At 40.6% G+C, this 25,998-nt stretch carries 28 protein-coding genes and 2 riboswitches; of the genes, 4 read left to right on the forward strand and 24 right to left on the reverse strand.

Translation table 11 applies throughout. The features are described from left to right. Window position 1: 1 nt before the first annotated feature. The 21 genes from ribD to HNQ41_RS05670 form a co-directional block, all read right to left on the reverse strand. On the reverse strand, window positions 2–1,090 hold the full coding sequence (gene ribD, locus HNQ41_RS05570; RefSeq protein ID WP_184663428.1) for a bifunctional diaminohydroxyphosphoribosylaminopyrimidine deaminase/5-amino-6-(5-phosphoribosylamino)uracil reductase RibD: 1,089 nt from the start codon (window positions 1,088–1,090) through the stop codon (window positions 2–4). 181 nt (window positions 1,091–1,271) lie between these two features. Continuing rightward, window positions 1,272–1,417, reverse strand: a riboswitch (FMN riboswitch). 154 nt (window positions 1,418–1,571) lie between these two features. Further along, window positions 1,572–2,009: a peptidylprolyl isomerase gene (locus tag HNQ41_RS05575; protein ID WP_184663429.1), complete on the reverse strand. Its 438-nt coding sequence runs from the start codon at window positions 2,007–2,009 to the stop codon at window positions 1,572–1,574. Window positions 2,010–2,031: 22 nt separating this feature from the next. Continuing rightward, entirely contained in the window at window positions 2,032–3,372 is a 1,341-nt protein-coding gene (gene lysA / locus HNQ41_RS05580; RefSeq protein ID WP_184663430.1) for a diaminopimelate decarboxylase, read from the reverse strand. 113 nt (window positions 3,373–3,485) lie between these two features. Next, window positions 3,486–3,665, reverse strand: a riboswitch (Lysine riboswitch). Between the two features lie 73 nt (window positions 3,666–3,738). Further along, a complete protein-coding gene (locus HNQ41_RS05585) occupies window positions 3,739–5,229 on the reverse strand; it encodes a spore germination protein (RefSeq protein WP_184663431.1) in 1,491 nt (496 codons plus the stop codon). After that, entirely contained in the window at window positions 5,219–5,788 is a 570-nt protein-coding gene (spoVAEA, locus tag HNQ41_RS05590; protein ID WP_184663432.1) for a stage V sporulation protein SpoVABEA, read from the reverse strand. The genes HNQ41_RS05585 and spoVAEA overlap by 11 nt, the downstream gene beginning before the upstream one ends. Window positions 5,789–5,797: 9 nt before the next feature. Beyond that, window positions 5,798–6,151 (reverse strand): stage V sporulation protein AE, encoded by a 354-nt coding sequence (spoVAE, locus tag HNQ41_RS05595; protein ID WP_184663433.1) that lies wholly within the window; start codon window positions 6,149–6,151, stop codon window positions 5,798–5,800. Further along, window positions 6,144–7,184 (reverse strand): stage V sporulation protein AD, encoded by a 1,041-nt coding sequence (locus HNQ41_RS05600; protein WP_184663434.1) that lies wholly within the window; start codon window positions 7,182–7,184, stop codon window positions 6,144–6,146. The genes spoVAE and HNQ41_RS05600 overlap by 8 nt, the downstream gene beginning before the upstream one ends. 21 nt (window positions 7,185–7,205) lie before the next feature. Further along, window positions 7,206–7,664 carry a stage V sporulation protein AC gene (gene spoVAC / locus HNQ41_RS05605; RefSeq protein ID WP_184663435.1) on the reverse strand — a complete coding sequence of 153 codons (459 nt, stop codon included), beginning with the start codon at window positions 7,662–7,664 and terminating at the stop codon, window positions 7,206–7,208. A gap of 112 nt (window positions 7,665–7,776) precedes the next feature. Then, window positions 7,777–8,532, reverse strand: a complete 756-nt coding sequence (sigF, locus tag HNQ41_RS05610) for an RNA polymerase sporulation sigma factor SigF (RefSeq protein ID WP_184663436.1) — start codon at window positions 8,530–8,532, stop codon at window positions 7,777–7,779. A gap of 14 nt (window positions 8,533–8,546) precedes the next feature. Then, complete coding sequence (gene spoIIAB, locus HNQ41_RS05615) at window positions 8,547–8,987, reverse strand: anti-sigma F factor (protein ID WP_184663437.1); 441 nt, start codon at window positions 8,985–8,987, stop codon at window positions 8,547–8,549. Next, window positions 8,984–9,337 carry an anti-sigma F factor antagonist gene (gene spoIIAA, locus HNQ41_RS05620; RefSeq protein ID WP_184663438.1) on the reverse strand — a complete coding sequence of 118 codons (354 nt, stop codon included), beginning with the start codon at window positions 9,335–9,337 and terminating at the stop codon, window positions 8,984–8,986. Before spoIIAA ends, spoIIAB begins: the two co-directional genes overlap by 4 nt. A 148-nt stretch (window positions 9,338–9,485) precedes the next feature. After that, window positions 9,486–10,652: a D-alanyl-D-alanine carboxypeptidase family protein gene (locus HNQ41_RS05625; RefSeq protein ID WP_184663439.1), complete on the reverse strand. Its 1,167-nt coding sequence runs from the start codon at window positions 10,650–10,652 to the stop codon at window positions 9,486–9,488. A 132-nt stretch (window positions 10,653–10,784) separates the two neighbouring features. Beyond that, the gene (locus HNQ41_RS05630; protein WP_184663440.1) at window positions 10,785–12,089 is read right to left on the reverse strand and encodes a pyrimidine-nucleoside phosphorylase; all 1,305 of its coding nucleotides are present in this window, start codon (window positions 12,087–12,089) and stop codon (window positions 10,785–10,787) included. Between the two features lie 64 nt (window positions 12,090–12,153). Beyond that, window positions 12,154–13,335, reverse strand: a complete 1,182-nt coding sequence (deoB, locus tag HNQ41_RS05635) for a phosphopentomutase (protein WP_184663441.1) — start codon at window positions 13,333–13,335, stop codon at window positions 12,154–12,156. 124 nt (window positions 13,336–13,459) lie between these two features. Further along, on the reverse strand, window positions 13,460–14,350 hold the full coding sequence (gene xerD, locus HNQ41_RS05640) for a site-specific tyrosine recombinase XerD (RefSeq protein WP_184663584.1): 891 nt from the start codon (window positions 14,348–14,350) through the stop codon (window positions 13,460–13,462). Window positions 14,351–14,385: 35 nt separating this feature from the next. Continuing rightward, on the reverse strand, window positions 14,386–14,616 hold the full coding sequence (locus tag HNQ41_RS05645) for a YqzK family protein (protein ID WP_184663442.1): 231 nt from the start codon (window positions 14,614–14,616) through the stop codon (window positions 14,386–14,388). Window positions 14,617–14,737: 121 nt separating this feature from the next. Next, on the reverse strand, window positions 14,738–15,202 hold the full coding sequence (fur, locus tag HNQ41_RS05650) for a ferric iron uptake transcriptional regulator (protein WP_184663443.1): 465 nt from the start codon (window positions 15,200–15,202) through the stop codon (window positions 14,738–14,740). Between the two features lie 121 nt (window positions 15,203–15,323). Then, window positions 15,324–15,962 (reverse strand): stage II sporulation protein M, encoded by a 639-nt coding sequence (spoIIM, locus tag HNQ41_RS05655; RefSeq protein WP_184663444.1) that lies wholly within the window; start codon window positions 15,960–15,962, stop codon window positions 15,324–15,326. A gap of 157 nt (window positions 15,963–16,119) precedes the next feature. Further along, window positions 16,120–17,304: an endonuclease Q family protein gene (locus HNQ41_RS05660; RefSeq protein WP_184663445.1), complete on the reverse strand. Its 1,185-nt coding sequence runs from the start codon at window positions 17,302–17,304 to the stop codon at window positions 16,120–16,122. 18 nt (window positions 17,305–17,322) lie between these two features. Next, entirely contained in the window at window positions 17,323–17,862 is a 540-nt protein-coding gene (locus HNQ41_RS05665; protein ID WP_246421497.1) for an NUDIX domain-containing protein, read from the reverse strand. Between the two features lie 90 nt (window positions 17,863–17,952). Beyond that, window positions 17,953–19,041 carry a DUF3866 family protein gene (locus HNQ41_RS05670; RefSeq protein WP_184663446.1) on the reverse strand — a complete coding sequence of 363 codons (1,089 nt, stop codon included), beginning with the start codon at window positions 19,039–19,041 and terminating at the stop codon, window positions 17,953–17,955. Between the two features lie 138 nt (window positions 19,042–19,179). On the opposite strand from HNQ41_RS05670, the gene HNQ41_RS05675 reads away from it, so the two are divergent. Next, the gene (locus tag HNQ41_RS05675) at window positions 19,180–20,091 is read left to right on the forward strand and encodes an aldo/keto reductase (RefSeq protein ID WP_184663447.1); all 912 of its coding nucleotides are present in this window, start codon (window positions 19,180–19,182) and stop codon (window positions 20,089–20,091) included. A gap of 55 nt (window positions 20,092–20,146) precedes the next feature. On the opposite strand, the gene HNQ41_RS05680 is transcribed toward HNQ41_RS05675, so the two are convergent. Beyond that, on the reverse strand, window positions 20,147–20,818 hold the full coding sequence (locus HNQ41_RS05680; RefSeq protein WP_184663448.1) for a TlpA family protein disulfide reductase: 672 nt from the start codon (window positions 20,816–20,818) through the stop codon (window positions 20,147–20,149). Window positions 20,819–21,029: 211 nt separating this feature from the next. Between HNQ41_RS05680 and HNQ41_RS05685 the strand changes: the two genes are divergently transcribed. The 3 genes from HNQ41_RS05685 to HNQ41_RS05695 all read left to right on the forward strand — a co-directional run bounded on the left by HNQ41_RS05685 (window position 21,030) and on the right by HNQ41_RS05695 (window position 24,066). After that, window positions 21,030–21,869: an undecaprenyl-diphosphate phosphatase gene (locus HNQ41_RS05685; protein ID WP_184663449.1), complete on the forward strand. Its 840-nt coding sequence runs from the start codon at window positions 21,030–21,032 to the stop codon at window positions 21,867–21,869. Window positions 21,870–21,990: 121 nt separating this feature from the next. After that, window positions 21,991–23,028, forward strand: a complete 1,038-nt coding sequence (locus HNQ41_RS05690) for a permease (RefSeq protein ID WP_184663450.1) — start codon at window positions 21,991–21,993, stop codon at window positions 23,026–23,028. Between the two features lie 12 nt (window positions 23,029–23,040). Continuing rightward, window positions 23,041–24,066, forward strand: coding sequence for a TIGR03943 family putative permease subunit (locus tag HNQ41_RS05695; RefSeq protein WP_184663451.1), 1,026 nt, complete (start codon window positions 23,041–23,043; stop codon window positions 24,064–24,066). A gap of 165 nt (window positions 24,067–24,231) precedes the next feature. Here the strand turns inward: HNQ41_RS05695 and HNQ41_RS05700 are convergent, their stop codons facing one another. Both HNQ41_RS05700 and HNQ41_RS05705 read right to left on the reverse strand, forming a co-directional pair. Further along, a complete protein-coding gene (locus tag HNQ41_RS05700) occupies window positions 24,232–24,756 on the reverse strand; it encodes a PTS sugar transporter subunit IIA (protein WP_184663452.1) in 525 nt (174 codons plus the stop codon). A 162-nt stretch (window positions 24,757–24,918) separates the two neighbouring features. Beyond that, window positions 24,919–25,773, reverse strand: a complete 855-nt coding sequence (locus HNQ41_RS05705; RefSeq protein ID WP_184663453.1) for a Cof-type HAD-IIB family hydrolase — start codon at window positions 25,771–25,773, stop codon at window positions 24,919–24,921. Between the last annotated feature and the right edge of the window lie 225 nt (window positions 25,774–25,998).

A 25,998-nucleotide genomic window follows, 5' to 3' on the forward strand; every position in this document is an offset into this window, starting at 1 on the left:
TCTATTCCTCCCCCTTCCTCAAAACCATTTTCATATCAGAGCCGAGCTTCTCCCATGAATGGACCGCTAGTCGCGGAACATCTTTCAAGGAAGAGATCCCCATTCCCGAAAAAGCATCAGGTGCATGTGAACCACCAATCAACATGACCGCCATATAATAGACAATTTGTTGGAAAGATCCTGAACGCAAAAATGCATCATGAATCGTTCCTCCGCCTTCGACAAGAACCGATGTTACCCCTCGTTCACTTAATTGAACGAGTAATTCATCGACCTCAATCGTTTCCCCTTTTAATACGAGGACGCTCACTCCATTTTTTTCAAATTCATCAATACGATGAGCATCTGCTTTCTTCGTCGTCACAATCCACGTAGGTGCTGACTTATCCGTGACTAGCTGAGCAGATAAAGGCGTTCGTAAAGTATGGTCCAAAATGACGCGAATCGGGTTCTCCCCTCCCTCGGGTAACCTTGTCGTCAGCTTCGGATCATCCGCTACCACCGTATTCACACCGACCAGGATTGCATCGTGTTGATGACGAAGAACATGCCCATCCGCCCTTGATTCCGAGCTCGTAATCCACTGACTTTCACCAGTCGATGTTGCAATTTTTCCATCGATACTTGCAGCTACTTTTAATGTCACGTACGGTTGGTTCGTTTTCATGTAATGGAAAAACGATTGATTTAATTCTTCCGCAGCCTCTCGACAAACACCGACATCCACTTCGATGCCAGCTTGCCGCAATTTTTTAATTCCGTTTCCTGCAACCTTTGGATTGGCATCCATTGTTGCAACAACAACGCGTCTAATGCCAGCTTCGATAATTGCATCACAGCAAGGTGGCGTACGACCCTGGTGACTACACGGCTCTAGCGTCACGTAAATGGTTGCATCATATGCTTTTTCACCCGCCATGGTAAGCGCATGTCGCTCCGCATGAGCCTCTCCCGCTCGTAGATGTGCACCAAAACCAACAACGCGATGTTCTTTCACGACCACTGCTCCCACGGCAGGGTTTGGTGTAGTTTGACCTTTCGTTGCTTCGGCCATTTGTAATGCTGTGCGCATATAACCTTTATCATCCACGTCCCATTCTTCCTTTCCATAGCGTGACCCTTTAATAAATTTATCGTGTTCAAAGTAGAAATGCTTATATAACGAAAAACGCCCCCTGAAAATATCCTTCAGGAGACGACCATGTCATGAAACAGCGCACACCTATCCCATTTTGTTAAAGGAAGGCACACTTCACCTGTGTCATGAACGTTGGTTCCTTCTCCCATCCAGACTGTTACTGTCGGCTCTGGTTTTTCACCAAATCCACCGTTACGCTTTGCGAAACGGGTCACGGGCTTAGAGGATCACTTCCTCATCACCGCCGGTTAGGAATTGCACCTGACCCCGAAGGACGACCTTTGTTCATTTGTTCGTTTTTCGTTCTTGTACAGTATAGCACATAATCGAATGATGTCGTGATGATTTAAATCACATTTCATCAATTATTCATATTTCGTGTTTGCCCCTCTTAAAACAAAGAAAAGCGGAGGGATCTCCCCTCACGCTTTCCTTACGCCTCGTCATAAACACGTACTTGTGCCATCACATCGCCAGGACGAATACGGTCTACCGCTTCCATTCCATCAATGACACGACCAAATACGGTATGAACGCCATCTAAATGTGGTTGTTGTTCGAACACGATAAAAAATTGACTTCCTCCTGTGTCTTTACCAGCATGAGCCATCGACAATGATCCACGTTCATGTTTGTATGGATTGCCTTCCGTTTCACACTTAATCGTATAACCTGGGCCGCCAGTCCCATTTCCGTTAGGATCGCCACCTTGGGCAACAAATCCTGGAATCACACGGTGAAATGTGAGGCCATCATAAAACTTGTCGTTGGCTAATTTCTCAAAATTCTCCACCGTTTTTGGTGCTGCGTCTGGAAAGAACTCAATTGTTAGTGATTCTCCTGTTTCAAACTCGATTTGACCTTTTTTCATGGCAATTCTCCTCCTCAAACATTTACGTTAAGTGAACACTTGTACAATTTGATTGTGATTGGTAACGCAAATCTTGTTTTAGTAAATCTTCATACGTTTCACGTTTTACAACGAGTTGTGCCTGACCATTTTCAACAAACACAACACCTGGGCGTTCAATACGATTATAGTTATTAGCCATTGAATACCCATATGCTCCCGTGGAATAAACAGCAAGAATATCTCCTTGTTGGACAGACGGCAATGCAATATCCCAGATCAGCATATCACCTGATTCGCAACATTTACCAGCAATCGAAACCGTTTCATTCCGTGCGTCATTCATACGATTAGCCACATCCGCCTCATACTCTGCCTCATACAAAGCAGGACGAATGTTATCGGTCATCCCGCCATCGACAGACACATATTTACGAACATTTGGAATGTCTTTAACCGAACCGATTGTGTAAAGGGTTGTCCCCGCTTCACCTACAAGCGCACGCCCCGGCTCAATCCAGATTTCAGGGACTGGTAGACCGATAGCCCCCATTTGCTCACGCACTGCTTGGACGATTGCTGAAACGTAACGACCTGGAGACAATGGAGCGTCGTCTTGCGTATAGCGAATGCCAAACCCACCACCGACATTTAATACGTTGAGTGTAAAGTTTGCATATTTGTCGTTCCACCGTTTAATTTCTCGGACCATCGCCTCGACTGCAAGGATAAACCCTTCTTCTTCAAAAATTTGCGACCCGATATGTGAATGAAAGCCTTGTAATTGCAAGTATTGACTTGCGAGCGATTTTTCAATCGCTAAATCTGCTTGCCCACTGTTAATATCGAAGCCAAATTTAGAATCCTCTTGTCCTGTAGAAATATAATCGTGTGTGTGCGCTTCAACACCTGGTGTGATACGGAGTAATATATCCATTGTACGATTGTTGTTTTTCAGTATTTCATTTAGAAGATCTAACTCATAAAAGTTATCAACGACAAAACAACCGACTCCTGATTTCACTGCAAATTCAATTTCCTCTGGCAACTTATTGTTCCCATGAAAGTGAATTTGTTCTGGGGGGAAACCCGCATGTAAAGCCGTGTATAATTCGCCACCGGATACGACATCTAAACTCATACCGTACTCTTTCATTAATTGAATGATGGCAATACAACTAAATGCTTTACTCGCATATGCGATTTGATAAGAGACGCCTTCTGCGTCAAATGCCTCTTTAAAAGCAACCATTCTTTGTTTAATATCTTCTACATCATAAACATAAAGAGGGGTTCCGTATTCGCGTGACAGCTCTACTACATCAACGCCCCCGATTTGTATATGTCCTTTTTCATTCACTGTATGTGTTGAAAATGCGCTCATTTATCTCTCTCCTTGCGATTCAATTCGACCAATGAAAAGCTACATTTGAAAATGATGAAAAAAAGATAACTAATGGAACCACTAGTTATCTGGAGAAGATCTGTAACCTCCATCAATCGGATAGTGCTCCACTACTCATTTGTAGTGACAGTGTACTGTTTCTTCAACAGCACACCAGCTAGCGATACTGTGGATATCGAAAGCTTCGGCATCGGGACCTTTCCCGTCTGATCATCACTTCCACTGTCGTTTACAAACGATACTCTTTCAACCGATGCACCTCTACCTTATTGGCAAGTTGTCAAAAAGGTTTGTGTAATATGATCGTAATTTATCACACATTCCGCTTGCCCGCAAGGAAAACGTTTAAGCCTTTGACTGCTTATAGACATCACGCGGATTAACAATCGATGGACGACGCTTTTTCGAAGGAACAGACATACGAATCAGTGTATCTAGTAAGGCTTTTGGATAAAATGGTAAAAATGGCCATAAATATGGAACATTTAAGGTTTTAATTGCTGCAACAAGAATGAACATAACCGTTGTCGCAATAACGATGCCTGGTACTTTAAAGGCCGCAACCGCAACGAGCAGCAACACGCGGATCATCTTTAGCGTAATACCCATTTCGTAGCTTGGTGATGCAAACATACCGATCGCGCCAATTGCAACATATAAAATGACCTCCGCACTTAAAACACCAACTTCTATCGCAATTTCACCAATTAACAACGCGGCAACAAGACCTAATGCCGTAGCTAAAGGTGAAGGTGTGTGTATCGCTGCCATACGGAGTAATTCAATCCCTAGTTCCCCAAACATAATTTGTACAAACACCGGAATCGTGGGCGATTCCTCCAACCCTATAAAATCAAAATCAGGTGGTAACAACGATGGTTGCATCACAAAAAGCAACCACAGCGGGAGGATAAACAATGAAAAGAACATCCCTAAAAATCGAACCCACCGTAAAAATGTCCCGATCATTGGCGCTTGACGATATTCTTCTGCGTGCTGAACGTGGTGAAAAAACGTTGTCGGAAAAATAATAACACTTGGAGAAGCATCAACAATAACAACGACATGACCTTCAAATAAATGGGTGGCTGCCACATCCGGTCTCTCAGTATAACGAACGAGCGGAAATGGATTATAACCTTGTTTGACGATATATTCTTCAACGACTTTATCTGCCATTGTTAATCCATCAATATCGATATTCTCTAATTCCTTTTTCACAATGTTTACAAGGTCATTATCCGCAACCCCATCAATATATGATATACAAATATCTGTTTTCGAACGTTTACCTACTTGCAAAATTTCATTACGTAACCGTTCATCTCGAATTCTTCTTCTCGTAAGACCTGTGTTTTCAATAATATTTTCGGTATACCCATCTCTTGCGCCACGAACCACTTTTTCAGTATCTGGCTCTTCAGGCCCTCGCCCTGGATATTGACGGACGTCAATCACAATCGCTTCAGATTCACCATCAATGAGTAAAAAGGTTAAACCTGACAACATCTGTTTAATTGCATCATCTATGTTATCGACAAATTCAACTTGTACATGTGTTAGTCGGTTTTGAATTTGTTTTTTAACATCAAATTGTTCAACTTCAACTGCATCTAAGAACATTAATTCTTTTAATAATTCAATGGCAATCGGTGTGTCAGTCAAGCCATTCACAATATAAAACTGAACTTCCTTGCCTTGAATCGATAAGCGCCTTACATCGACATCGAAACTAGAACCAATCCCAACACGATTAGAAATAATTTTTTCGTTTTCCCGTATTTTTGGAGAGATCGGCTGTTTTTGGTCCTTCTCTTCACTTTTCTCAGCGGACATGTCCTCCACTCCTTTCTAAAATCAAATCGACTGCTCGCCGTGTGATTGGAGCACCACGAGACGGGTCATCGCGTCCACCCATCTTCCCGATATCACCAATTCCTATAACAATCGGGATGTTTAACTGATCGAGTAGATAAACGGTGTCTCCACGAATCCTTTCCAATTCAAGCTCTTGTATTCCTGATTTATCTACTCCATAAGGTGTTAACCTTCCTAAGCGGTCAATACTTACATCTACGCGTGTCCATTCGTGATCAAATGAGTGTGATGCCACCGCAAGTGCACCGAGTGTTTCAATTCTCGAATCATGAACAACCGTTTTTAACGCCGATTCACCAGGGCCTTCTTTGTCGTGACCACAATCATCAAATAACACAAAAATAAAATCTAATGGGGCTTCTAAAATTGCCTTGACCATTTCTGCACCGGTCAGTTTTGTAGGGTTTCCTGCTGATTGAGTCAATAGATACCCATGTAATTCATTTGCGACATGTTGAACAGCTGCTTTTGCTGTATCATCTCCGTCTGTTATTAAGATTACTCGCTTCTTTTCCAACGCCCATATTCACCCTTTCGCCCGAAACATGATCGCTACAAAAAAACTGACGACAATGACCGTTGTAAAACTCGCTGACGTCATTTCAAACAACCCCATACTTACGCCAAGAAAACCACTACGTTCTCCCTCCGCCATCGCACCATGGACGAGAAAGTGACCGAAACTCGACATTTGAACAAGTGCACCCGCTCCTGCAAAATCAATGAATCGATCATAAAGGTGAAAACCATCTAAAATCGCACCGCTTACGACAAAGATAACCATTAATTGTGCACTTGAGAGTTGCAATAAATCCATAAGCAACTGACCGACCATAACAACGATCCCACCTGTTATAAATGCAACGATATATTCAGCCATCACCACGCCCCTCCTCTAGTGCCTCATTTCTAGCAAACACGACACCATGGGCTACACAAGGGATCGTCTCTCCTTGTTGAAGGTGCGAACGATTAACAATCGCTCCTGTTGCAACAACAAAAATACGGCGGTACTTCCCAGTACGTAAGTGGTCAAAAAGAGATGAAAATGTCACAACAGGACAACAAGCAGCACCACTTCCCCCTGCGAACGTTTTACTTCCTGATCCGTATATCAGTTGACCACAATCAATATGTTTTAAATCCATCTTCTCAACGCCTCTCTCTCTAAAGAGCCTTTGCAGTTGCGTGGAACCAAACATTGATAAATCTCCTGTTACAATGGCATCATAGTCATCGATCGACTCTCCCATCGCCTGTAGATGGTCATCGATTGTCGAAAATGCTGCTGGTGCCATCGCTTGTCCTAAGTCAGTAGGGTCTTTTACCTTCCAATCTATAACGCGACCAAAGGTAAATGATTGTACCGCAATAGGCGAAGGGGTAGAACTAATAAGCGCTGCTCCTGCACCGGTCACCGTTTTCATCGCGGTTTTCGGACGTTGTTTAACGTGTTCAATTGGTAGGCGAAATTGTTTCTCTGCTACACCGTAATGGCTACTCGTACTAATCAATGCATGATTGACCATCCTTTGCGAAACGGACATGGCTGTTAAAGCAACAAGTTGCATGGATGTTGCACATGCTGAAAATGCCCCTAAAAATGGGAACGGTAACTGACTGGCTGCATAATAGCTTGTTGCTAATTGACTCATTAAGTCCCCTGCAGCATATAAATCAACCTCCGCTTCAGAAATACCCGCCTTCTTTATACATTGGCTGACTGCTTTTTGGACTAGCCTCTGTTCCGCTTTTTCCCAAGACGATTGTCCAGCATATAAATCGTCAATGTGATCATCGAACACATGTCCTAATGGACCTTCATATTCATCTGGACCAACAACGGTTGCAGTTTCTTTAATAAAACAAGGTTCATCTATGACCCAAGTCTGTTTCCCGATTCTCTGTACCATCGACGCCACATCCCTATAGACTTACTGAATGATTGTTTCGACTAATAGCCGAACCATCGAGACGACATATGCACTGACGACACCATAAATTAACACAGCACCACCGATGCGGAACATATTCGCCCCGATTCCTGAGACAAGCCCTTCATGTCGGTACTCCATCGCGGCACTTGCAAGAGAGTTTGTAAATCCAGTGATTGGTACAATGACACCCGCCCCAAAAATGCGCGACAATTTCTTATACCAACCGAGCCCTGTTAAAAGTCCAGAAATCACGATTAATGTGGCAAGCATAGGTGCGATTGCCTCTTTTTCTGTTAATGAAAACGACGTGATATACACATTCCAAATCCATTGACCAAACATTGAAATGAAGCCTCCGGCGATAAAAGCTAAGAAACTTTTTTGCAACCACTGATTTGAAATAAGCAGCTTTCGCTCTTTTGGGTACTCTGTCTTTAATTTATCGATCGTTTTCATCTTGTTCACTCCCCATATCTAACGTTAGTATGTTTCGATATCTGTAGAATCATTCTTCTTAATTGGAAAGAACGATAGTCATTTCATAAACACAAAAAAGCGACCAAACGGGTCAGGAACCCATTTGATCGCGAATCTGCTCTAAGATTTTTTTCTCCAACCGCGACACCTGAACTTGCGAGATGCCGAGACGTTCAGCAACTTCTGACTGCGTCCTGTCTTTATAGTACCTCATATACACAATTAAACGTTCTCTTTCTTGCAAATGGTCAATCGCATCTTTAAGGGCTATTTTTTCAAACCAGTGCGATTCACTATTATCTGCTATTTGATCTTGAAGTGTAATTGGATCTCCGTCATTTTCATAAACGGTTTCATGAATCGACGTTAAACTGCGGCTCGCTTCTTGAGCGAATACGACTTCTTCCGGCGATAAATCTAATGCATCAGCTAACTCTTGAATCGTCGGACTCCGACCATGCTTTTTTGTCCAATCGTCTTTTTCTTTACGAATCTTATTGGCGCTTTCTTTAATGGAACGACTCACTTTTACGGTACCATCATCACGAAGGAATCGTTGGATTTCACCGATAATCATTGGCACTGCATAAGTTGAAAATTTTACATCATACGATAAATCGAACTTATCAATCGACTTAATTAATCCAATACAACCAATTTGGAATAAATCGTCAGGATCATAGCCTCGATTTAAAAAACGTTGAACGACAGACCATACCAATCTCGTATTTTGTTGAACAATCGAATCTCTTGCTTCTTGCTTTCCATCTTGCGCTTGTCTTATAAGCGTTTTTAACTCACCGTCACTCAAGCGTTTCGTGCTACCGTTGGATACTTCGACATCCATGGGCAACACCTCACTTAATTGCACAACGCTTTACGTTGTGACAAGCGTTTGGTCATTTTCACCGTTGTTCCCATTAATGGAGAAGAAGAGATATCGACCTCATCCATAAAATTTTCCATAATGGTAAAGCCCATGCCGCTACGTTCCATTTCAGGCTTCGATGTGTACATCGGTTGACGCGCTTCATGCACATCATCCATACCGATTCCTTCATCTTGAATCATCAGGTGGATCCGTTCCTCATCTAACTCAACACGAATAAAAACGAATCCATCTTCTTTATCTTTGTATCCATGGATGACGGCATTTGTTACAGCTTCAGAGACAACGGTTTTAATTTCATTCAACTCATCTACAGTAGGATCAAGTTGACTGACAAACGCAGCCACTGTTACGCGAGCAAACGACTCATTTGAACTAACCGCCGAACACTTTAATTCCATGATATTATTCATGACGCCACCCCCAACGTCGATAGCGCATCAAGCTCATCATCTTCTAAACGAATGATTTTAAACATCCCGGACATTTCAAATAGACGCTTAATCTGCTGCGGAATTGAACAAACGACAATTTGTCCCCCGATATTTTGCACAAATTTATACCTTCCTAGAATTACGCCAAGACCTGAGCTATCCATGAACGTAAGATTTGATAAATTCAACAAAACATCTTCAACATCCAACTTCTCTAAAGATTCGTCCACTTGTTCTTTAAGCTGCTTCGACGTATGATGATCTAACTCACCATCGAGTCGTACACAGAGCACATGGCCGCGCTGTTCTAGGTCGACCTTTAAACTCATTTTCGTCACCACTCCTTAATGACCATAATGTTTGCCCCTTTAGGAAACCTTCCTCTTCACGGCGCATGTGTCTCATTTCTTCACGGTGAATGATATATCCTTCTCGAAGACAAAACTAGCGACCATTCGTCAAAAATAGAAGTCATTTTTAATCTTTACCGACAAGTTGAGACGTCGTTCGTTTGAACAATTGCCACCACGATGCTTCAGCAATTTCTTCGTTTGCGACTAAGTCTGCTTCTTGTAGTCGTTCACCATCAAGAGTAACCGTTAATGTACCTAGTCGATCTCCTTTATTTATTGGCGCGCTTAATCCTGACTCTAATTCAATCTCAGTGTCTACTTCTTCAATCGATTGTCCTTTTTTCGTTAGTAAAGAAACATTATGGTCGGTAACTGCATCAACACGAGATTTTTCACCTTTGCTCACTTTCACCTCATCGATGACCGTACCTTGTTCATACAATTTTTCAACCTGATATTGACCAAAAGCGTAGTCAAACATCTCTGTAATTTGTCTATTTCTTTCCTTCGGTGACTCGGCCCCCATGACGACAGCAATTGTACGCATATCTTGTTTTTTAGCAGTAGCCGCTAAACAATATTCTGCTTCACTTGTATACCCCGTTTTCAAACCATCAACGCCAGGGTAAAACTTCACTAACTTGTTCGTGTTAACAAGCCAAAATTTTTCTTCACTATCTTCGCGTAAGTAATCCTCGTATAAACCTGTAAACGCAGTAATTTGTTCATGATTTAATAACTCTTGAGACATTTTCGACAAATCCGCAGCCGTTGAGTAATGATCTTCATCAGGTAAACCATTTGAATTTACAAAATGCGTATTTTCTAACCCTAACTCTTCAGCTCTTTCATTCATCATGTTTACAAATTCTTCTTCAGTCCCTGAAATATGTTCAGCCATTGCAACAGAAGCATCATTTCCTGAGGCAATCGCTATCCCTTTGAGCATATCTTCTACTGTCATCGTCTCACCAGGCTCGAGAAAGATTTGTGAGCCCCCCATTGAGGCCGCCCGTTCACTAGCACGCACTTCTTCTGTCAACGAGATCCGCTCTTCATCCAATGCTTCCATAATTAATAACATCGTCATAATTTTCGTCATACTTGCTGGTGGAAGAGGTTCATGGCTGTTTTTATCAAATAAAACCTCTCCAGTATCACGTTCTATCAAAATTGCAGAGGTTGCCTCTTCCGCTAAATTTACCTCTTGCTCTTTTGCAAGCGCGGTACCACTAAACGTTGTTACGAAAAAAATGCCTGCGAATAAGGCCGAAAACCATCCACTTTTCATAGCTATCCCTCCTCATTTGTCTTTACCATTTTCTCCAGAAACAACCTTTTTATACCATAATCCAAAAAAAGAAACCTTACCAGACGGTAAGATTTCTCCATTTCGAAAACGTAAACAGTTTTGTAAAACTTTTTATGATGAAAATGTATCGTAAACAAGCGTCGGTGACTCAACAGCTTCAGAACTGATTTTAAATGCATCAATGATACGCTCAGATACGTTATTGATATCTTTATTATTTGCATGCATGATTGCTAACGGTTCACCTTTTTTGACAGCGTCTCCAATTTTCTTTTTCAATTCAATGCCGACTGCAAGATCGATCTCTGAATCTTTTGTTGCACGTCCAGCACCTAACATCATAGCCGCAGTACCAATTTCGTCAGCAACAATTTCACTGACATAGCCATCTTTACTTGCAGTGACTTCAATTGTATGTTCGGCCACAGGTAAACGGTTTAAATCGCGAATCACAGAGCTATCCCCACCTTGAGCATCCAAGAACTGCTCAAATTTTTCCATCGCTGCACCAGATTTAATTGCATCTTCTAACATTTTGCGCGCTTCATCTGTCGTTTTCGCCTTTTCAGCTAACACGACCATATGACTTCCAAGTGTAAGGCACAGTTCCGTCAAATCTGTTGGCCCATCTCCACGAAGTGTATAAGCTGCTTCTTTTACTTCAAGAGCATTTCCTACCATATACCCTAACGGTTGGTTCATATCCGAAATCACAGCCGTTGTTTGTCGACCGAGTTCTTTTCCAATATGCACCATTGCCTCTGCTAACGCTTTCGAATCCTCTAAACTCTTCATGAATGCACCAGAGCCTGTTTTCACATCAAGAACAATCGAATCTGCTCCAGCTGCTAATTTTTTACTCATGATCGAGCTTGCAATTAACGGAATTGAATTGACGGTTCCTGTTACGTCACGTAAAGAATAGAGCTTTTTATCCGCTGGTGTTAAGTTTTCACTTTGACCCATTACCGCTAATCCATTGTTATTCACAAGATCAACAAATTGCTGTTTTTCTATTTCGACATGAAAGCCTGGGACCGCTTCCATTTTATCGACAGTTCCACCAGTATGTCCTAAGCCACGTCCACTCATTTTTGCTACAGGTACGCCTACACTTGCTACAAGAGGAGCGAGGATAAGTGTCGTTGTATCTCCAACACCGCCAGTACTGTGCTTATCGACTTTAATCCCTTCGATTTCTGAAAGGTCAATCGTATCACCAGAATACATCATCGCTTTTGTGATCGCAGCTTTTTCACGCTCATCCATGTCTTGGAAATAAATAGCCATTGCTAAAGCGCTTGCTTGATAGTCAGGAACATCCCCTTTTGTATATCCTTCAACAAAAAAGTTAATTTCTTCTTCAGTTAAAGAGTTTCCGTCACGTTTCTTTTCAATAATGTCAACGATTCTCATTTTTATTTCCCCCTCAAATTAGTGATTGATAAACTGATTTAATGATAAGCGCAAAGACTTATCATTAAATCTTGTTTAAGAAACTTACACCGTGCTCTGGCATCTTCACATTAAAGTTATCAGCAACTGTCGCACCAATATCAGCAAATGTTTCGCGAATTCCTAAGTTTTTCGCCTCTTCCATTTGCGGTGAATAAACGAGCAACGGCACATATTCTCTCGTGTGATCTGTTCCGTGGTGAACAGGGTCATTACCATGATCGGCTGTGATAATAAGCAAGTCGTCATCTCCAATTTGATCGATCACTTCAGTAAGACGCTCATCATATTCCTCTAAAGCTTTACCATAACCGATTGGATCGCGACGGTGTCCAAATTTCGCATCAAAATCTACGAGGTTTAAGAAGCTCAAACCTGTAAATGATTGACCTAATGTCTGATTTAATTTATCCATACCATCCATGTTATCTGTTGTTTTTAATGACTCTGTAATCCCTTCTCCATCATAAATATCCGAAATCTTTCCGATGGAAATGGAATCGTAACCTGCATCTTTCAACTCATTCATAACAGTGCGTTCAAATGGTTTTAATGCCAAATCTTTACGGTTCGATGTGCGTTCCCAGTTGCCATTAGAACCAACAAATGGTCGCGCAATGATTCTACCGAGCATGTATGGATCATCTAACGTTAATTCACGCGCGATGTCGCAAATCTTATACAATTCATCAATGCTCACAACTTCTTCGTGAGCTGCAATTTGTAATACAGAGTCTGCAGATGTATAAACAATTAAAGCACCTGTATCTACATGCTCTTGTGCTAACTCGTCCAATATCTCAGTTCCAGAAGCAGGTTTATTTCCAATCACTTTACGGCCTGTACGCTCTTCTAGCTCGTCAATTAATTCTTTAGGGAAACCGTCAGGAAATACACGGAATGGCTGGTCTACGCGCAGACCCATAATTTCCCAATGTCCCGTCATCGTATCTTTTCCGTTTGATGCTTCTTCCATTTTTCCATAATGCGCAAGAGGTTGGTCGACTTTTTCAACACCTTGAATTTCACGAATATTTGATAGGCCTAGTCGTCCCATATTTGGCATCTTAAGTCCATTCATTTTCTCTGCAATATGACCTAACGTGTCTGCGCCTTCATCATCGAATTGTTTTGCATCTGGAGACTCGCCAACCCCTACAGAGTCCATAACAATTAAAAAGATTCTTTGATATCGTTTTACATCCATTACTTTCAATCCTCCAATATAAAATTCCCTTATGTTTATGGGTCTTTAACAAATTTATATCATTACTTTAAGTTGTCAGAAGTCTGACCTTTGAGCACGTATAGAATAAGCTATACGTCATAGCTTAAGCTCGTGGGTGATAATAAGAATAAACATCTCTTAAACGCGCTTTCGATACGTGGGTGTAAATCTCTGTTGTTGATATGTCTGCATGCCCTAGCATTTCTTGTACAGCTCTAAGATCTGCCCCATTTTCAAGTAAATGCGTAGCAAAAGAATGCCGCAACGTATGGGGTGTAAGCGTTTTTTCAATTCGTGCTCCTTGTGCTAACTTTTTCAGAACCTTCCAAAACCCTTGCCTTGATATTGGTCGCCCATGTTGATTAACAAACAAGAAATCATGATCTTTTCCTTTTATAAGTATGCCTCTTCCCCTTGATAAATATGTGCTCAAGGCTTCTTGTGCCATCTTACCAAGCGGGATAATTCGCTCTTTATTCCCCTTTCCTACACAGCGAATAAACCCCATTTGTAAATGAACATCTGAAAGTTTTAAGTCACACAACTCTGAAACACGTAAACCTGTTGCATAAAGGACTTCCAACATCGATTTATTCCTTTGTCCAAGTGGCGTCTTTAAATCTGGTACATTTAATAAAGCTTCAACTTCACTCGTTGAAAGCACTTTAGGTAGCGCTTTCTTCGCCTTCGGAATTTCAATGTGGACAGTCGGGTCTTCTGTAACCCTCTGCTCTCGTAAAAGGAATTGGTGAAATGCACGAATAGACGAAATGGTTCGAGCAATCGTTGATACCGCTTTCTCTTGCTCCCTTAGATGATAAAGGTAATGCATGATCGCGGTACGATTGATCCCATCCAATTGTTCGACCTTTTCCACTTTTTTTAAGTAAAGGATATATGGATTTAAATCCCTTTCATATGCATTTGTCGTATTCTTTGAAAGCCCACGTTCTACGATCGAATAATGTATAAACGATTGAAGTGCTTCATCCATATTCATTGCTACCTTCCTTGTCAAGCGCTTTTTGATTACTGACCTATCTGATAGAAAAGTCGTAATCGTTCCCACACCGTTCCACTTTGAGCGCTTTCTTCTACAGTTGCTACTTTTACGGCATCACCTTTTGGTTCATCATATCGATGATAACGCTCATATTCCGTGCTCACCCATAGAATACCATAATAAAAGATGATCGTGCACCCTAAAAAAAGAATTAATATCCACATCGTCTCCATCATCGACCGAAATAATTGACTCATCGTATATACACCTCACATCTCATACTCTCTAGTAAAAGGTATGCCAGGTGAGGACGAGCTTATACCTCTGAAAACAAAAAACCATCCGTTCGACGGCTTTTTGAGCACTCAAACGGATAATTTACACTTTCTCTTCGGTTTCATTTTCTTTTTGGTTACACTGTTTACAAATACCATGAAATGTTAAACGATGATCTTTAATTTTAAATTCCCAACGTTTTTCAACTGTTTTTTCGACTTCTCCTAGAAGATCTTCCTGGATTTCATCAACAGAACCACACTCTATACACACGAGATGGTGGTGGAAGTGCGTAGCTCCTTCTTGGCGAAGGTCGTACCTAGAGACACCATCTCCAAAATTGATTTTGTCAACAACTTTTAATTCTGTTAATAATTCTAACGTTCGGTAAACAGTAGCCAAGCCGATTTCTGGTGATTTTTCTTTCACGAGTAGATATACATCTTCAGCACTTAAGTGATCTTCTTCATGCTCTAACAACACACGAACTGTCGCTTCTCGTTGAGGGGTTAATTTATAACTTTGTGAATGCAATTGTTTCTTTATTCGTTCAATTCGTTGTTCCATGCCATTTGCTCCTCCCGAAAGCATTTCATCTATATTATACTTCCGGTAAAATTATAGTGTCAAATAATAATCATTACAAAAACGTCTTTATATTATTTATTTTTTAATAATAATTATCGCATTACATCACACTGACTACCCAACGCATAAAGAATGGAGACACATAACCTTCATAGGCAGCGACCGTTGCTACGAGAGCAATAATGATGATAAAAAACGATGAGTAGCTAATAAACGCTTGTGGCATTGATTCTCGCCCACGAAAAACTAGTTGACGCCATAGTTTTAATGAAAAAGCTAGCGCCACCGAGGTCACGACAAGATAAGTAGGGATCAATATCACATTTTGTGGAAATACTGATGTTAACGCAAAGATAAATCCGTCGATACCCATTTGCTTCACTAAAAAACCAACCGTAAATCCAACAACAACCCCTTTTAAAAACAGGAGAATGAGAATCACTGGAATACCAATGACCGTCAAACCTAATAGCCACATGAGGCCAAATGTTTTTACATAATGTGTGAAACTTTGTGAAAACATGGCACTAGAAGATGCCCATTCATCTTCAGTCATGTACGAAAAAAATTGATTTAAATAGACATATAAATCATTTCTGTGAGAAACATGTAAACTATTTACGATGACAGCACCGAAAATAACCCCCATTAATAACAGAATGCTTGTAAATAGATAGGTGGATTGATGTTCTTGAAAATGGGTAACTAACGTCGTTTTCCATCGGTTGAGCGCAATCATTGGTCATTCCTCCCTGCAGATTAACAACATCTAAAACACGTGATTACTAGATATCATTATGAACCTGCAAAGAAATCTATGACTCATTTCATAGAGAAGATAGAGGAATTTCACCAATAATCATTTTACACTTCTCATCAAAAAACTTGGCCATGCGTTAATTGTACGTGACTCGTCCATAGCTTCCGCCGCCACCTGCCTCAATACTTAACTCATGCCTTTTTGCGGCGATGACAACTTGTGCTAAACGTTCCGGAAGTGCACCTTGTATACTTTTATCAGAAACCCGATGCAATATGTCCATCTCCGTACCAAGAGAGGTAAATAATTTTTCTAACGCACGCCTACCAATGCCTGGTAAATCTGCTAGTGGCACGTGATGATAGTACGGAGGACGAGAAGTATCATTTTTGAAAGTTGCCTTTTGTTGAGATTCTTGCAACGCTATGATTCGATCAAAAACACCTTTTACCTCGACTTCTGAACCACATTCAGGGCAACGACATCCTTGTTCTTTTTGCGTACGACAATGATAACACGTCGTTCGAAAATATTTTCCTAACAATGGATTTAACCCATAATATGCACTGATATAACGATCGTTTTCATTTCGTATTGCTCTTTCCCACTCTATAAACGTAGGTTTTTCTATCGCTAATGCATGGTACTCCCTAGCAATTTTGCCAGTAGAGTGCGCATCAGAATTCGTTAAAAACGGTATACCTAATAGTTCAGGTACGTAACTAGCCATTTCAACATCAGCACTTAACCCTAATTCAATGGCATCAATCTTATCGCGGTCAAACACTTCCTCCAAAGTCACTTTCACGCCACTACCGTACATACTTTTAAACGGCGTGAAAGCATGTGCGATCACAAATAAACCTTGATACTCGTAAACGACCTTTTGCAATGTTTTCGCTGAACAAGCGATTCGCTGTGTACTTAAAAAAGGATTTTTCACTTGGTCACGATACCAGTTCGTAAACCCTAATAACTTCTTTAATGTAGGAAAATAAGCAATAACGTGTAAAGGGCCCTGAGAACAGGAGTCATAAACTTCGATTTCACAAGCGGGTATGACTGTTACTTGCTTGCCTTCGTGTCTAATACCTCCATCTTCATATTCATAAGCGCATCCTCGATTGATTAATGACATTAGTTCGTCTTGAATAGATGGGTTATGACAATCAACGATACCAATCATGTCAATGCCTTTTCTCTCTGTTGCCTCATCTATAATATCATCTAACGTCAGTTCATTCGATGCAGTTATTTTCACTGCTTGATTAGCAGCCGTTCGACCAATATGAACGTGCATATCGGCATAAAATGTATCCATGCACGTGTTTCTCCTTCCTTAAGATGAAAGCACACACTTAGCATATAATAGTGCATAAGCCGTTTTTGCATCGTGAATCTTACTCTCCGCTAGCATACCCTCCGCTTCTTCAATTGATACTACAAATGGGTCGACAAATTCATCGTCATCCGTTGCCACTGTTCCCATTTCTAGATCTTTCGCTAAGTATAAGTAAATAATCTCATCAGCAAACCCTGGTGAAGTATAAAATGACGTGACAAATGACCATTCATTCGCACGGTACCCAGTCTCTTCTGCTAACTCTCTTTTCGCACAAACGAGCGGATCTTCGTTTATTTCCAATTTACCAGCTGGTAGTTCTGCAATCACCTTGTCTAATGGCTTTCGAAACTGATTGACAAGCACGATCTTCCCTTCTTCATCAACTGCTAAAATGGCCACTGCCCCTGGGTGCTTGATAACTTCACGCATCCCCTCGCGACCGTCAGGAAGTTGTACGTCGTGCAATTCTAAATCTACAATTTTCCCTTCGTAAATTTTTGTTCGTTTTGTTGTATGTTCATTTAGCTTCGCCAAGAGATCCCCTCCTTGTAACTTTTTTCACGTTCTTAGCATACCAGATCAACATTTATTTTCCTATATCTCACCTACTACAACCATGAATATTTAGCCAAGATTTGGATCAAGGTCAAAATACGTCGATATTGCAACTGCTATACCACTCAAAAAAAGCACATCTTCTCGTACATTCCTCCCCATCGTTGTAACTGGATACGGAACATGTCGAAGCGCGCCCGGTAGATCTTCAAATTGTTCATATTCACTTTTCGGTATTAAGTGGATATGCGCGTGTTTTTTTATGTTATCAATTTCAACCACTCTTGTTTCAATAAAATCGATAGGTAGAGGTAAATAGGTTGGTACATGAGTAAACTTCGTCAGTGGTGTATATGTATGATGACTCAACCCTCGATGTCGGTTTCGCTGATCTTTTTGCGACAATCGCGGCACCCATATCGGCAGACCGTCTAGTGCTCCGACATGATTTGCCCACTCCGCTTGAGCGAGCCCGCTAAACCCGTACTTTGTCCCTGTCCCTACTACACCTGGCCCTTGCGTAATCACAATGAGCGCATCTTCTGCATGGAAATGAGCAAATTGCAAGGCTGTTACTACATTTACTGCTTCATATTCACCACCGAATGCTTGCCCTGTCGTAATCGTTGTCACTAAAGGATCTCTTTTTAAAAATTGCACGTGTTCACTCATAGCAAGTGGTAATGAAGCCTCATCACTTATTATCACAACAATCGGTTTTTGTGAATCAAGTTCTTGTACTAAAGCCCACAATAGAATCACCATACTATGTAATTCAGCGATCAAAACCGGCTTTTTATTTAAAGTAAATGTATGCTGAAATTGCTCATGTGAAAGTGAACCTTCCTCTTCAATCGTAGAAAATGTTCGTTGGTAAGGAAGATAACGAGCCTTCATAATATGTCCTTTTTCGTTTGTAGAGTCACCTCTTTTTTTGCATTGTTGTCCTTCGACGTGGATGGCGATATCAAAGCCACCTGTCCCTAATCGCATTTTCGTAGCTGTTGTATTGACGAGAACCCGATCTCCTTTCTCTACTCTTGGTAACAGTTCTTTATACAAAACAGCGCGCTTGGCTCCACTCGTTGTTACAAGCCATTGCACTTGTTCATTTTCACTTTCTATGTCCTTAACTGTTGTCATTTGTTCTTGGTACATACAAAAAGCCCCCTTCTTTGCTTCAACCTATTCACATTGTTAATTGATCATACCTTGAATTCATTGCAGGCGGGCTTGGATGTTGATACGATAATGTTTAGAGAGTCTTAGCAAAGAGGAGAAAGGAGCTCGCCTACTATGCGAAAAAATCAACTTGGCCACTCCAATTTATACATATCAGAGATTGGTTATGGATGTATGTCACTCGGAGACAACCAGCGCGACAATGAATACATCTTGCACGAAGCGATTGAAAAAGGGGTTAACTTTTTCGATACGGCAGATTTATACGACTTTGGATTAAACGAACAATCTGTCGGGAAAGCCTTGAATACAAAACGAGACGAGGTAATCCTCGCAACAAAAGGTGGAAACGAATTCGGAGAAGGGATTGATGGTTGGCGCTGGAACCCGTCGAAATCTCATATTAAAAATGCCTGTAAGAAAAGTTTGCAGCGCTTGAACACTGATTACCTTGACTTGTATCAACTACATGGCGGCACCATTGACGATTCTATCGATGAGACGATCGAAGCATTCGAAGAACTTGTCCAGGAAGGCTTGATTCGTTATTACGGGCTGTCTTCCATCCGACCAAATGTCATTAAAACGTATTTAGAAAAATCTAATATTGTTAGTGTCATGATGCAATACTCTTTACTCGACCGCCGCCCGGAAGAATGGTTCGATCCTATACGCGACCACAACGTCAGCATTATTGCGCGCGGACCTGTTGCTAAAGGGTTGTTAACTGACCGGTATGAAAGTAAATTAACTGAAAAAGGGTATCTCTCTTATACACAACAGGAATTATTAGAGGCGCTCCCTCAACTACAGGATGTTGCGAACGAATGCGGGATGCCTTTAAATGAACTTGCTCTTCGCTACGTTTTAGATCAAGATATCGTTGCAACAGCCATCCCTGGCGCTAGTCATACAAAACAGCTTGAAGCAAATGTAGAAGCATCCCGTAAACAACCGCTAAGAGAAGAAACATTGAACAAACTCGCGAACCTTACTAAAAAAGACGTCTACCAACAGCATCGCTAGTTACTTATAGAAAACCGTACGATCAATGTAGATCGTACGGTTTTTTCGTCTTTTGCTATACACTACTCGCCGATGCTTCATACTCTTCTCTCGCTTGATCAACAAGTTCATGTAAGATTTCATAATCAATAAAGCCTTGGCGTCTGATGACAATTCTTCCATCTGGGTCGAGCACAAATGTAACCGGAATGCCTAAGACTTCATATCGATCAGCTACATCTCCATCTACATCCATATACGTAGGAAATGAAATCTCAAAATCATGGATAAATTGTTCCATGACTTGTTCATTTTGTTCCTGGGTTGTCATATTGACACCAACGACTTCTACATCTTCTCCTTCATGCTCTTCGTGAAACTGAACTAAATCTGGCATTTCTTCTTGGCACGGCGGACACCACGATGCCCATAAATTTAATACAACAAAATTTCCTTGATGCTGAGAAAGATGATTGGACTCCTCTTCCCCGTGAACCGGTAGATTAAAATCATATGCCTTCATACCAGGGTGTGCCCCTACTTCATCGGTAATTTCATAGGCTCCAGAAGAGAGCGCCTCTTGTTCCGTTCTTTCAGGTGTGCTCTCTTTCAACTCTTGCTGTTCTAAAAGATACTGTTCAATCTCCTCTTGCGAACTAGATGGCGACCGCGCATCATAAATAACGTATGCAGCGATACTTATTGCAACCAAAAGAATCATTAATGTTGGTAAAGATTGTTTTTTCAATGATCGTCCCTCCGAATGACACAATTATTAATTAAAAATCTTTAAGTTGTTGTCATTATCATTTGTGTTTTTGGAAAAACCATACTTAAAGTTTATTAAATTTACATGAAGATAGCAAAATAATCAGCTTATTGAATAGTATGGACAAGAAGCGTTTTCTTCTTTATTACTTTTCAATAGACCAATATTCATATGAGAAAGGGAGTTTCATATGTCGATCATTGAAGCGATTATTTTTGGCATTGTTCAAGGTCTTACTGAGTTTCTACCTGTTTCGAGCACGGCTCATATTGTCATTACTCAACTTTTATTTGGTTATACGTTTCCTGGACTCAGCTTTGAAATCTTCTTGCATTTCGCCTCTATTTTAGCGGTTATTTTATACTTCCATAAAGATATCTGGAACGTTGTCGCTGGTTTTATCAAATACATAACAACCCGCGATCATCATTACCGCGTTTCATTTTTCTTTGCGCTATATATTATCGGCGCTACATTTATTACTGGTATACTAGGCATGCTCTTAAGCGATATGATCGCTGACACGATGAAAACACCACAAATGATCGCTGGCGCACTAACAGTCACTGGTATTGCATTAATTGTCATCGAACGGTTCCACAGCTATGGGAGTCGCCGTACTGAGGATATGTCTTTTATTGACGCAATCATCGTCGGATTAGGACAAACGCTCGCTGTCATCCCCGGAATCTCCAGGTCTGGAGCTACACTTGTCGTTGCTTTGCTGGCAGGACTCGACCGTGAAACAGCAGTTCGCTATTCATTTTTACTAGCGATCCCTGTCATTTTAGGTTCAAGTGTTTTAACCTTCGATGACATGTCAACGGGTTTCTTCCAAGAAGTCGGTATCATTCCGTTAGCCCTATCTTTTATCGTCACGGTTGTGTTTTCTTGGATTGGTATCGTTTGGCTCATTTCCTTTTTAAAGAAAAGTCGTCTCGTTTATTTTGCGATTTACTGCTTCATCTTAGCTGTATGTGTCTACTTATTTATTGAACCTATAACCATTATGGAACTAGAAGAGTCTTAAAAGTAAAGTACTTAACAGTTTGGTTACAATCTCGTAAACGGACAATTAGGTGGTAGACTTCCTCATAGCGCTTTGATAAAATTCAGAAGCGACTAGAGAAAACATCTAAGGAGAAACGAATATGTCACCACCAGAAAACCGTTTATTTACAATTGGAAAAGATCTATTAGGTATTATCCTATTACTCATATTTTTGATATTATTTTTAAACTTCGACCGTTTAAATGATAGCGAAATGCTCAACGACATCCCATCAGCATGGGTCAATGTCAATACAATATTTCTAAGCATTGTCATCGAAGCGATCCCATTTATATTATTAGGGGTTTTTGTCTCAGCGATCATTCAAATTTACATTAGTGAGGATACGATTCAACGCTACCTTCCATCTAATGTGTATGCTTCTTTATTTCCAGCGGCTGTTCTCGGAGCCATTTTTCCACTTTGTGAATGTGCGATTGTTCCTGTTGTCCGCCGCTTGATTAAAAAAGGAATGCCCCTTCACGTTGGGGTTGTGTTTCTTGTTGCAGCTCCGATTTTGAACCCAATTGTGGCTTTGTCAACTTTTTTTGCTTTTCGTACTGACTTAACAATTCTTTATTCTCGCATGGGACTAGCATTCTTTCTTTCTATTATTATCGGTGCGATTATCTATATCGTTATGAAAAACGAAAAAGGCTCTGTTCTTCGCTCAACTAAATCAGCAGATGATCATCACCATCATCATCACCATCATCAACCTTCAGGGTTTACTGGAAGAATGAGACAGATGTCTTATCATGCGGTCGATGAATTTTTCATGATGGGGAAATACCTCATTCTAGGTGCTTTTATCGCTGCATTATTCCAAACGTTTTTAGACCGCGCTACACTGATGGCAATTGGTGGAAACGATTTTACAGCACCAATCGTCATGATGGCCTTTGCGTACCTATTATCGCTATGTTCTGAGGCTGATGCCTTTGTTGCATCATCGTTTTCTAACCAATTTACAAGTGGATCGCTTGTTGCCTTTCTTGTATACGGCCCGATGTTAGATTTAAAAAATACGTTTATGTTATTCGCTTTCTTTAAAACTCGTTTCGTGCTTGTATTTATGATTACTGTTACGATCGTTGTATTTATCGCTGTTCTTTTGCTACAGATGTTCTTATTATAAGGAGGATCCTCCATGAAACGATATGATCACCGATTCCATGCCTATATTCAAGGCATCATTTTACTAGGTTTTGCGCTTTTAATTTTAGGATTTATCATAACTGATAATATTCGCTATTACATCGCACCTGATATGATGCCATTTATTTATTTTGCCCTTGTCATGTTTTTCATCCTTGGAATCATGCAAATCTTCCGAAGTACTCAAAAAGACGACGCACATGAAGGTACAAGTTGTGATTGTAGCGCCGATCACGAAATGAAAGGCCCACCTTTTGTAAAAGTATTAATCTATAGCATCTTTATTTTACCAATCCTGTTTGGATTTGTATTACCTGACCAGGCACTTGATAGCTCCGTTGCAGCCAATCGGGGCATCCAATTCGGTTCAGGTATTCTCAATGAAGATTCTTCTGAAAAAGCTAGTGCAGAAACTGCTGAAGAGGAAAGTGTAACTGAAGAAGATGATGATAACGACTTATCGAGAGCTGAAGCTTATTTAGAAGATCCGGATGGTTATTTAGAAAGTATTAAACAGCCACCCAATACTGATGAGTATCCAAGTGAAGATGAGGTGGATGAACACTATACTGTTGAAGATATTTATGCGGAACAAGATGACATTGATGATCATTACGAAGAAGTAGCTCAAGAAATGTTAGATCAAGAATCCATCTTTGTCACTGAAGAAAATTATTTAGATATCATGAGTGTACTCGATTTACGACTCGATTCATTTGTTGGACAAGAGATTGAAATCATCGGTTTCACCTATCGTGAACCTGATTTCCTGGAAAACCAACTTGTTGTAGCAAGATTTTCAATGACATGTTGCACAGCCGATGCAGCTGTTTACGGAACACTTGTTGAAAGTGATGAGGCGATTCATTTTGACGATGATACTTGGATTCATGTACACGGAACGATTGAAGCCGGTGAGTACGATGGAATGCCGATGCCTGTATTGACGGATGCTACTATCAACCAAGTTGAAGAGCCAGATACCCCTTATGTATATCCTAGCTTTTCTCCTTTTTAAGAGTTTGGTGTGGCAATCAATCACTTATTACCGCCCGAATCAGGCCCAGGTGAGCGACTATCCAAACAACAAAATCTACACAAAAGAGAACCAACCGTGTATTTTACTTATCACGATTGGTTCTCTTTTTATTAAAAGGGGGTTAGGCAGCCCCTTCTTTGAATATTAACCTTGCGTTTTAATCGTCATCACTGTCGTTTCTTTTGCCGTTGCTTGTCCACTTTCTTCTTTTTGTAGATCACTTACGACATCACCGTTTGTAACAATAATCGGTGTAATTGTACTTGCTGCTTTTTCTTTAACAAGATCCATGTCAAATTCGACAAGAGGATCACCGATATTGACTTTGTCGCCTTCCTTCACTTTTCCAGTAAATCCTTCCCCATTCATATTCACTGTCTCTAAACCGATGTGAATAAGAATTTCTACGCCATTTACCGTACGAATACCTACAGCGTGATTTGTTGGGAATATCTGCATAATTTCACCATCTACTGGTGCAACGACTGTACCTTGACTCGGTTCAATCGCAATGCCATCTCCCATCATTTTTTCAGAAAATGTTGGGTCTGGTACTTCGCTAAGTGGTTTTATTTCTCCAGTTAGCGGCGCATATACGACATCTTTCCCATCCGCTTCTGGCATTGTTTTTTCTTCTTTTTTATCCAATCCGAATAGTTTCTTAAGCATGATTTATCACCCTTCTTTCGATGTATTTATATTATGTACAAGTTCCACGAAAAGCATGTCCTTAAACAAAGGTTGTTATCATGGACTCGCATCGAATAATTTTACCAAGGAAATTCTACAAAGGCAACGGATTTTAGGCAACAACCCACAATTTTCGACACTTTAACCTAATAAACGGTAGATCGCTCGGGCAACACCATCATGATCATTTGTTTCCGTTATGTCATCAGCTATATTCTTTACTTCTGCCTCTGCATTTTCCATTGCAATAGCATGTCCTGCTTTTTTCAACATTGAGACGTCATTAAAGTTATCTCCGATAGCAACAACATCATCCATGGAGATTTGATGCTGTGCTGCAAGTGTTTCTAAAGAGATCCCTTTTGTCGCTTGTTTATTTGTAATTTCTAAGTTATCACTCGCTGAAGAAGTTACTTCAATTTCTGAAATTGCTTGAAGCTTTTCCTTTACCCGATTTCTTAACTCATCATCTTCTGTAAAAGCAAGCAGTTTATATACCGTAACACGAGGAGCTTGGACAACTTCATGGTAATGTTCAACAAAGTTAATGGACCCTTCCGCAAAACGCTTTTCAGCGAGCGTCATTGCTTCATCATAGCTCGTTGTCCGTCCCGTGGAATGCATAACATTTACAGCAACGTCCAGCCCTCTTTTACGATCATTCGTGTATGACCCTTTCGACGTATATAATTCGTAATAAACGCCTTCTTCTTGTAAAACATTTTCCAGTTCATAATACTGTTCCAGAGAAAGCGGTGTACTTTTAACGATGTCACCTTGTTCATTACGAATTTCTGCACCATTGGCACATATGAGTGGTAACCGTAATTTCACTTCCTTTAACGGCGAGATCGCCTCTGTGAAATCACGGCCTGTTGCTACTGCAACAATCACTCCTTTACTTCGTGCATATCTGATTGCCTCTGTATTGACTTCTGATACTTGTCGATGTTCATTTAACAATGTTCCATCCATGTCTGTTGCAAACAATTTCATGATCTGTAACTCCTTTTCCTTGTACATTGTACACTGTTTTGAATTGTGAAAATTGACACGTCTGTCATATCCACATCTTAGAAGAATGTTGTATAGTCAATTTGACTAGCAGCCTTTATTTTAGCAAAAATGTATCCGCTTTGCTCGTTTCTCTTATTAATTAGCTTATGCATTTAGAGAACATTTAAAAGCTAGAACGCAAGCTCATAACAAGCTATTACTTGG

The organism is Texcoconibacillus texcoconensis, assembly GCF_014202575.1.
Taxonomy (GTDB): Bacteria; Bacillota; Bacilli; order Bacillales; family Salisediminibacteriaceae; genus Texcoconibacillus; species Texcoconibacillus texcoconensis.

Excerpts from the sequence above, each read along its gene's own strand:
- HNQ41_RS05575 (WP_184663429.1), bottom strand. The coding sequence starts at position 2,009 with ATGAAAAAAGGTCAAATCGAGTTTGAAACAGGAGAATCACTAACAATT.
- lysA (WP_184663430.1), bottom strand. The coding sequence starts at position 3,372 with ATGAGCGCATTTTCAACACATACAGTGAATGAAAAAGGACATATACAA.
- HNQ41_RS05585 (WP_184663431.1), bottom strand. The coding sequence starts at position 5,229 with ATGTCCGCTGAGAAAAGTGAAGAGAAGGACCAAAAACAGCCGATCTCT.
- spoVAE (WP_184663433.1), bottom strand. The coding sequence starts at position 6,151 with ATGGCTGAATATATCGTTGCATTTATAACAGGTGGGATCGTTGTTATG.
- HNQ41_RS05600 (WP_184663434.1), bottom strand. The coding sequence starts at position 7,184 with ATGGTACAGAGAATCGGGAAACAGACTTGGGTCATAGATGAACCTTGT.
- spoVAC (WP_184663435.1), bottom strand. The coding sequence starts at position 7,664 with ATGAAAACGATCGATAAATTAAAGACAGAGTACCCAAAAGAGCGAAAG.
- sigF (WP_184663436.1), bottom strand. The coding sequence starts at position 8,532 with ATGGATGTCGAAGTATCCAACGGTAGCACGAAACGCTTGAGTGACGGT.
- spoIIAB (WP_184663437.1), bottom strand. The coding sequence starts at position 8,987 with ATGAATAATATCATGGAATTAAAGTGTTCGGCGGTTAGTTCAAATGAG.
- spoIIAA (WP_184663438.1), bottom strand. The coding sequence starts at position 9,337 with ATGAGTTTAAAGGTCGACCTAGAACAGCGCGGCCATGTGCTCTGTGTA.
- HNQ41_RS05625 (WP_184663439.1), bottom strand. The coding sequence starts at position 10,652 with ATGAAAAGTGGATGGTTTTCGGCCTTATTCGCAGGCATTTTTTTCGTA.
- HNQ41_RS05630 (WP_184663440.1), bottom strand. The coding sequence starts at position 12,089 with ATGAGAATCGTTGACATTATTGAAAAGAAACGTGACGGAAACTCTTTA.
- deoB (WP_184663441.1), bottom strand. The coding sequence starts at position 13,335 with ATGGATGTAAAACGATATCAAAGAATCTTTTTAATTGTTATGGACTCT.
- xerD (WP_184663584.1), bottom strand. The coding sequence starts at position 14,350 with ATGGATGAAGCACTTCAATCGTTTATACATTATTCGATCGTAGAACGT.
- HNQ41_RS05645 (WP_184663442.1), bottom strand. The coding sequence starts at position 14,616 with ATGAGTCAATTATTTCGGTCGATGATGGAGACGATGTGGATATTAATT.
- fur (WP_184663443.1), bottom strand. The coding sequence starts at position 15,202 with ATGGAACAACGAATTGAACGAATAAAGAAACAATTGCATTCACAAAGT.
- spoIIM (WP_184663444.1), bottom strand. The coding sequence starts at position 15,962 with ATGATTGCGCTCAACCGATGGAAAACGACGTTAGTTACCCATTTTCAA.
- HNQ41_RS05660 (WP_184663445.1), bottom strand. The coding sequence starts at position 17,304 with ATGGATACATTTTATGCCGATATGCACGTTCATATTGGTCGAACGGCT.
- HNQ41_RS05670 (WP_184663446.1), bottom strand. The coding sequence starts at position 19,041 with ATGTACCAAGAACAAATGACAACAGTTAAGGACATAGAAAGTGAAAAT.
- HNQ41_RS05675 (WP_184663447.1), top strand. The coding sequence starts at position 19,180 with ATGCGAAAAAATCAACTTGGCCACTCCAATTTATACATATCAGAGATT.
- HNQ41_RS05685 (WP_184663449.1), top strand. The coding sequence starts at position 21,030 with ATGTCGATCATTGAAGCGATTATTTTTGGCATTGTTCAAGGTCTTACT.
- HNQ41_RS05690 (WP_184663450.1), top strand. The coding sequence starts at position 21,991 with ATGTCACCACCAGAAAACCGTTTATTTACAATTGGAAAAGATCTATTA.
- HNQ41_RS05695 (WP_184663451.1), top strand. The coding sequence starts at position 23,041 with ATGAAACGATATGATCACCGATTCCATGCCTATATTCAAGGCATCATT.
- HNQ41_RS05700 (WP_184663452.1), bottom strand. The coding sequence starts at position 24,756 with ATGCTTAAGAAACTATTCGGATTGGATAAAAAAGAAGAAAAAACAATG.
- HNQ41_RS05705 (WP_184663453.1), bottom strand. The coding sequence starts at position 25,773 with ATGAAATTGTTTGCAACAGACATGGATGGAACATTGTTAAATGAACAT.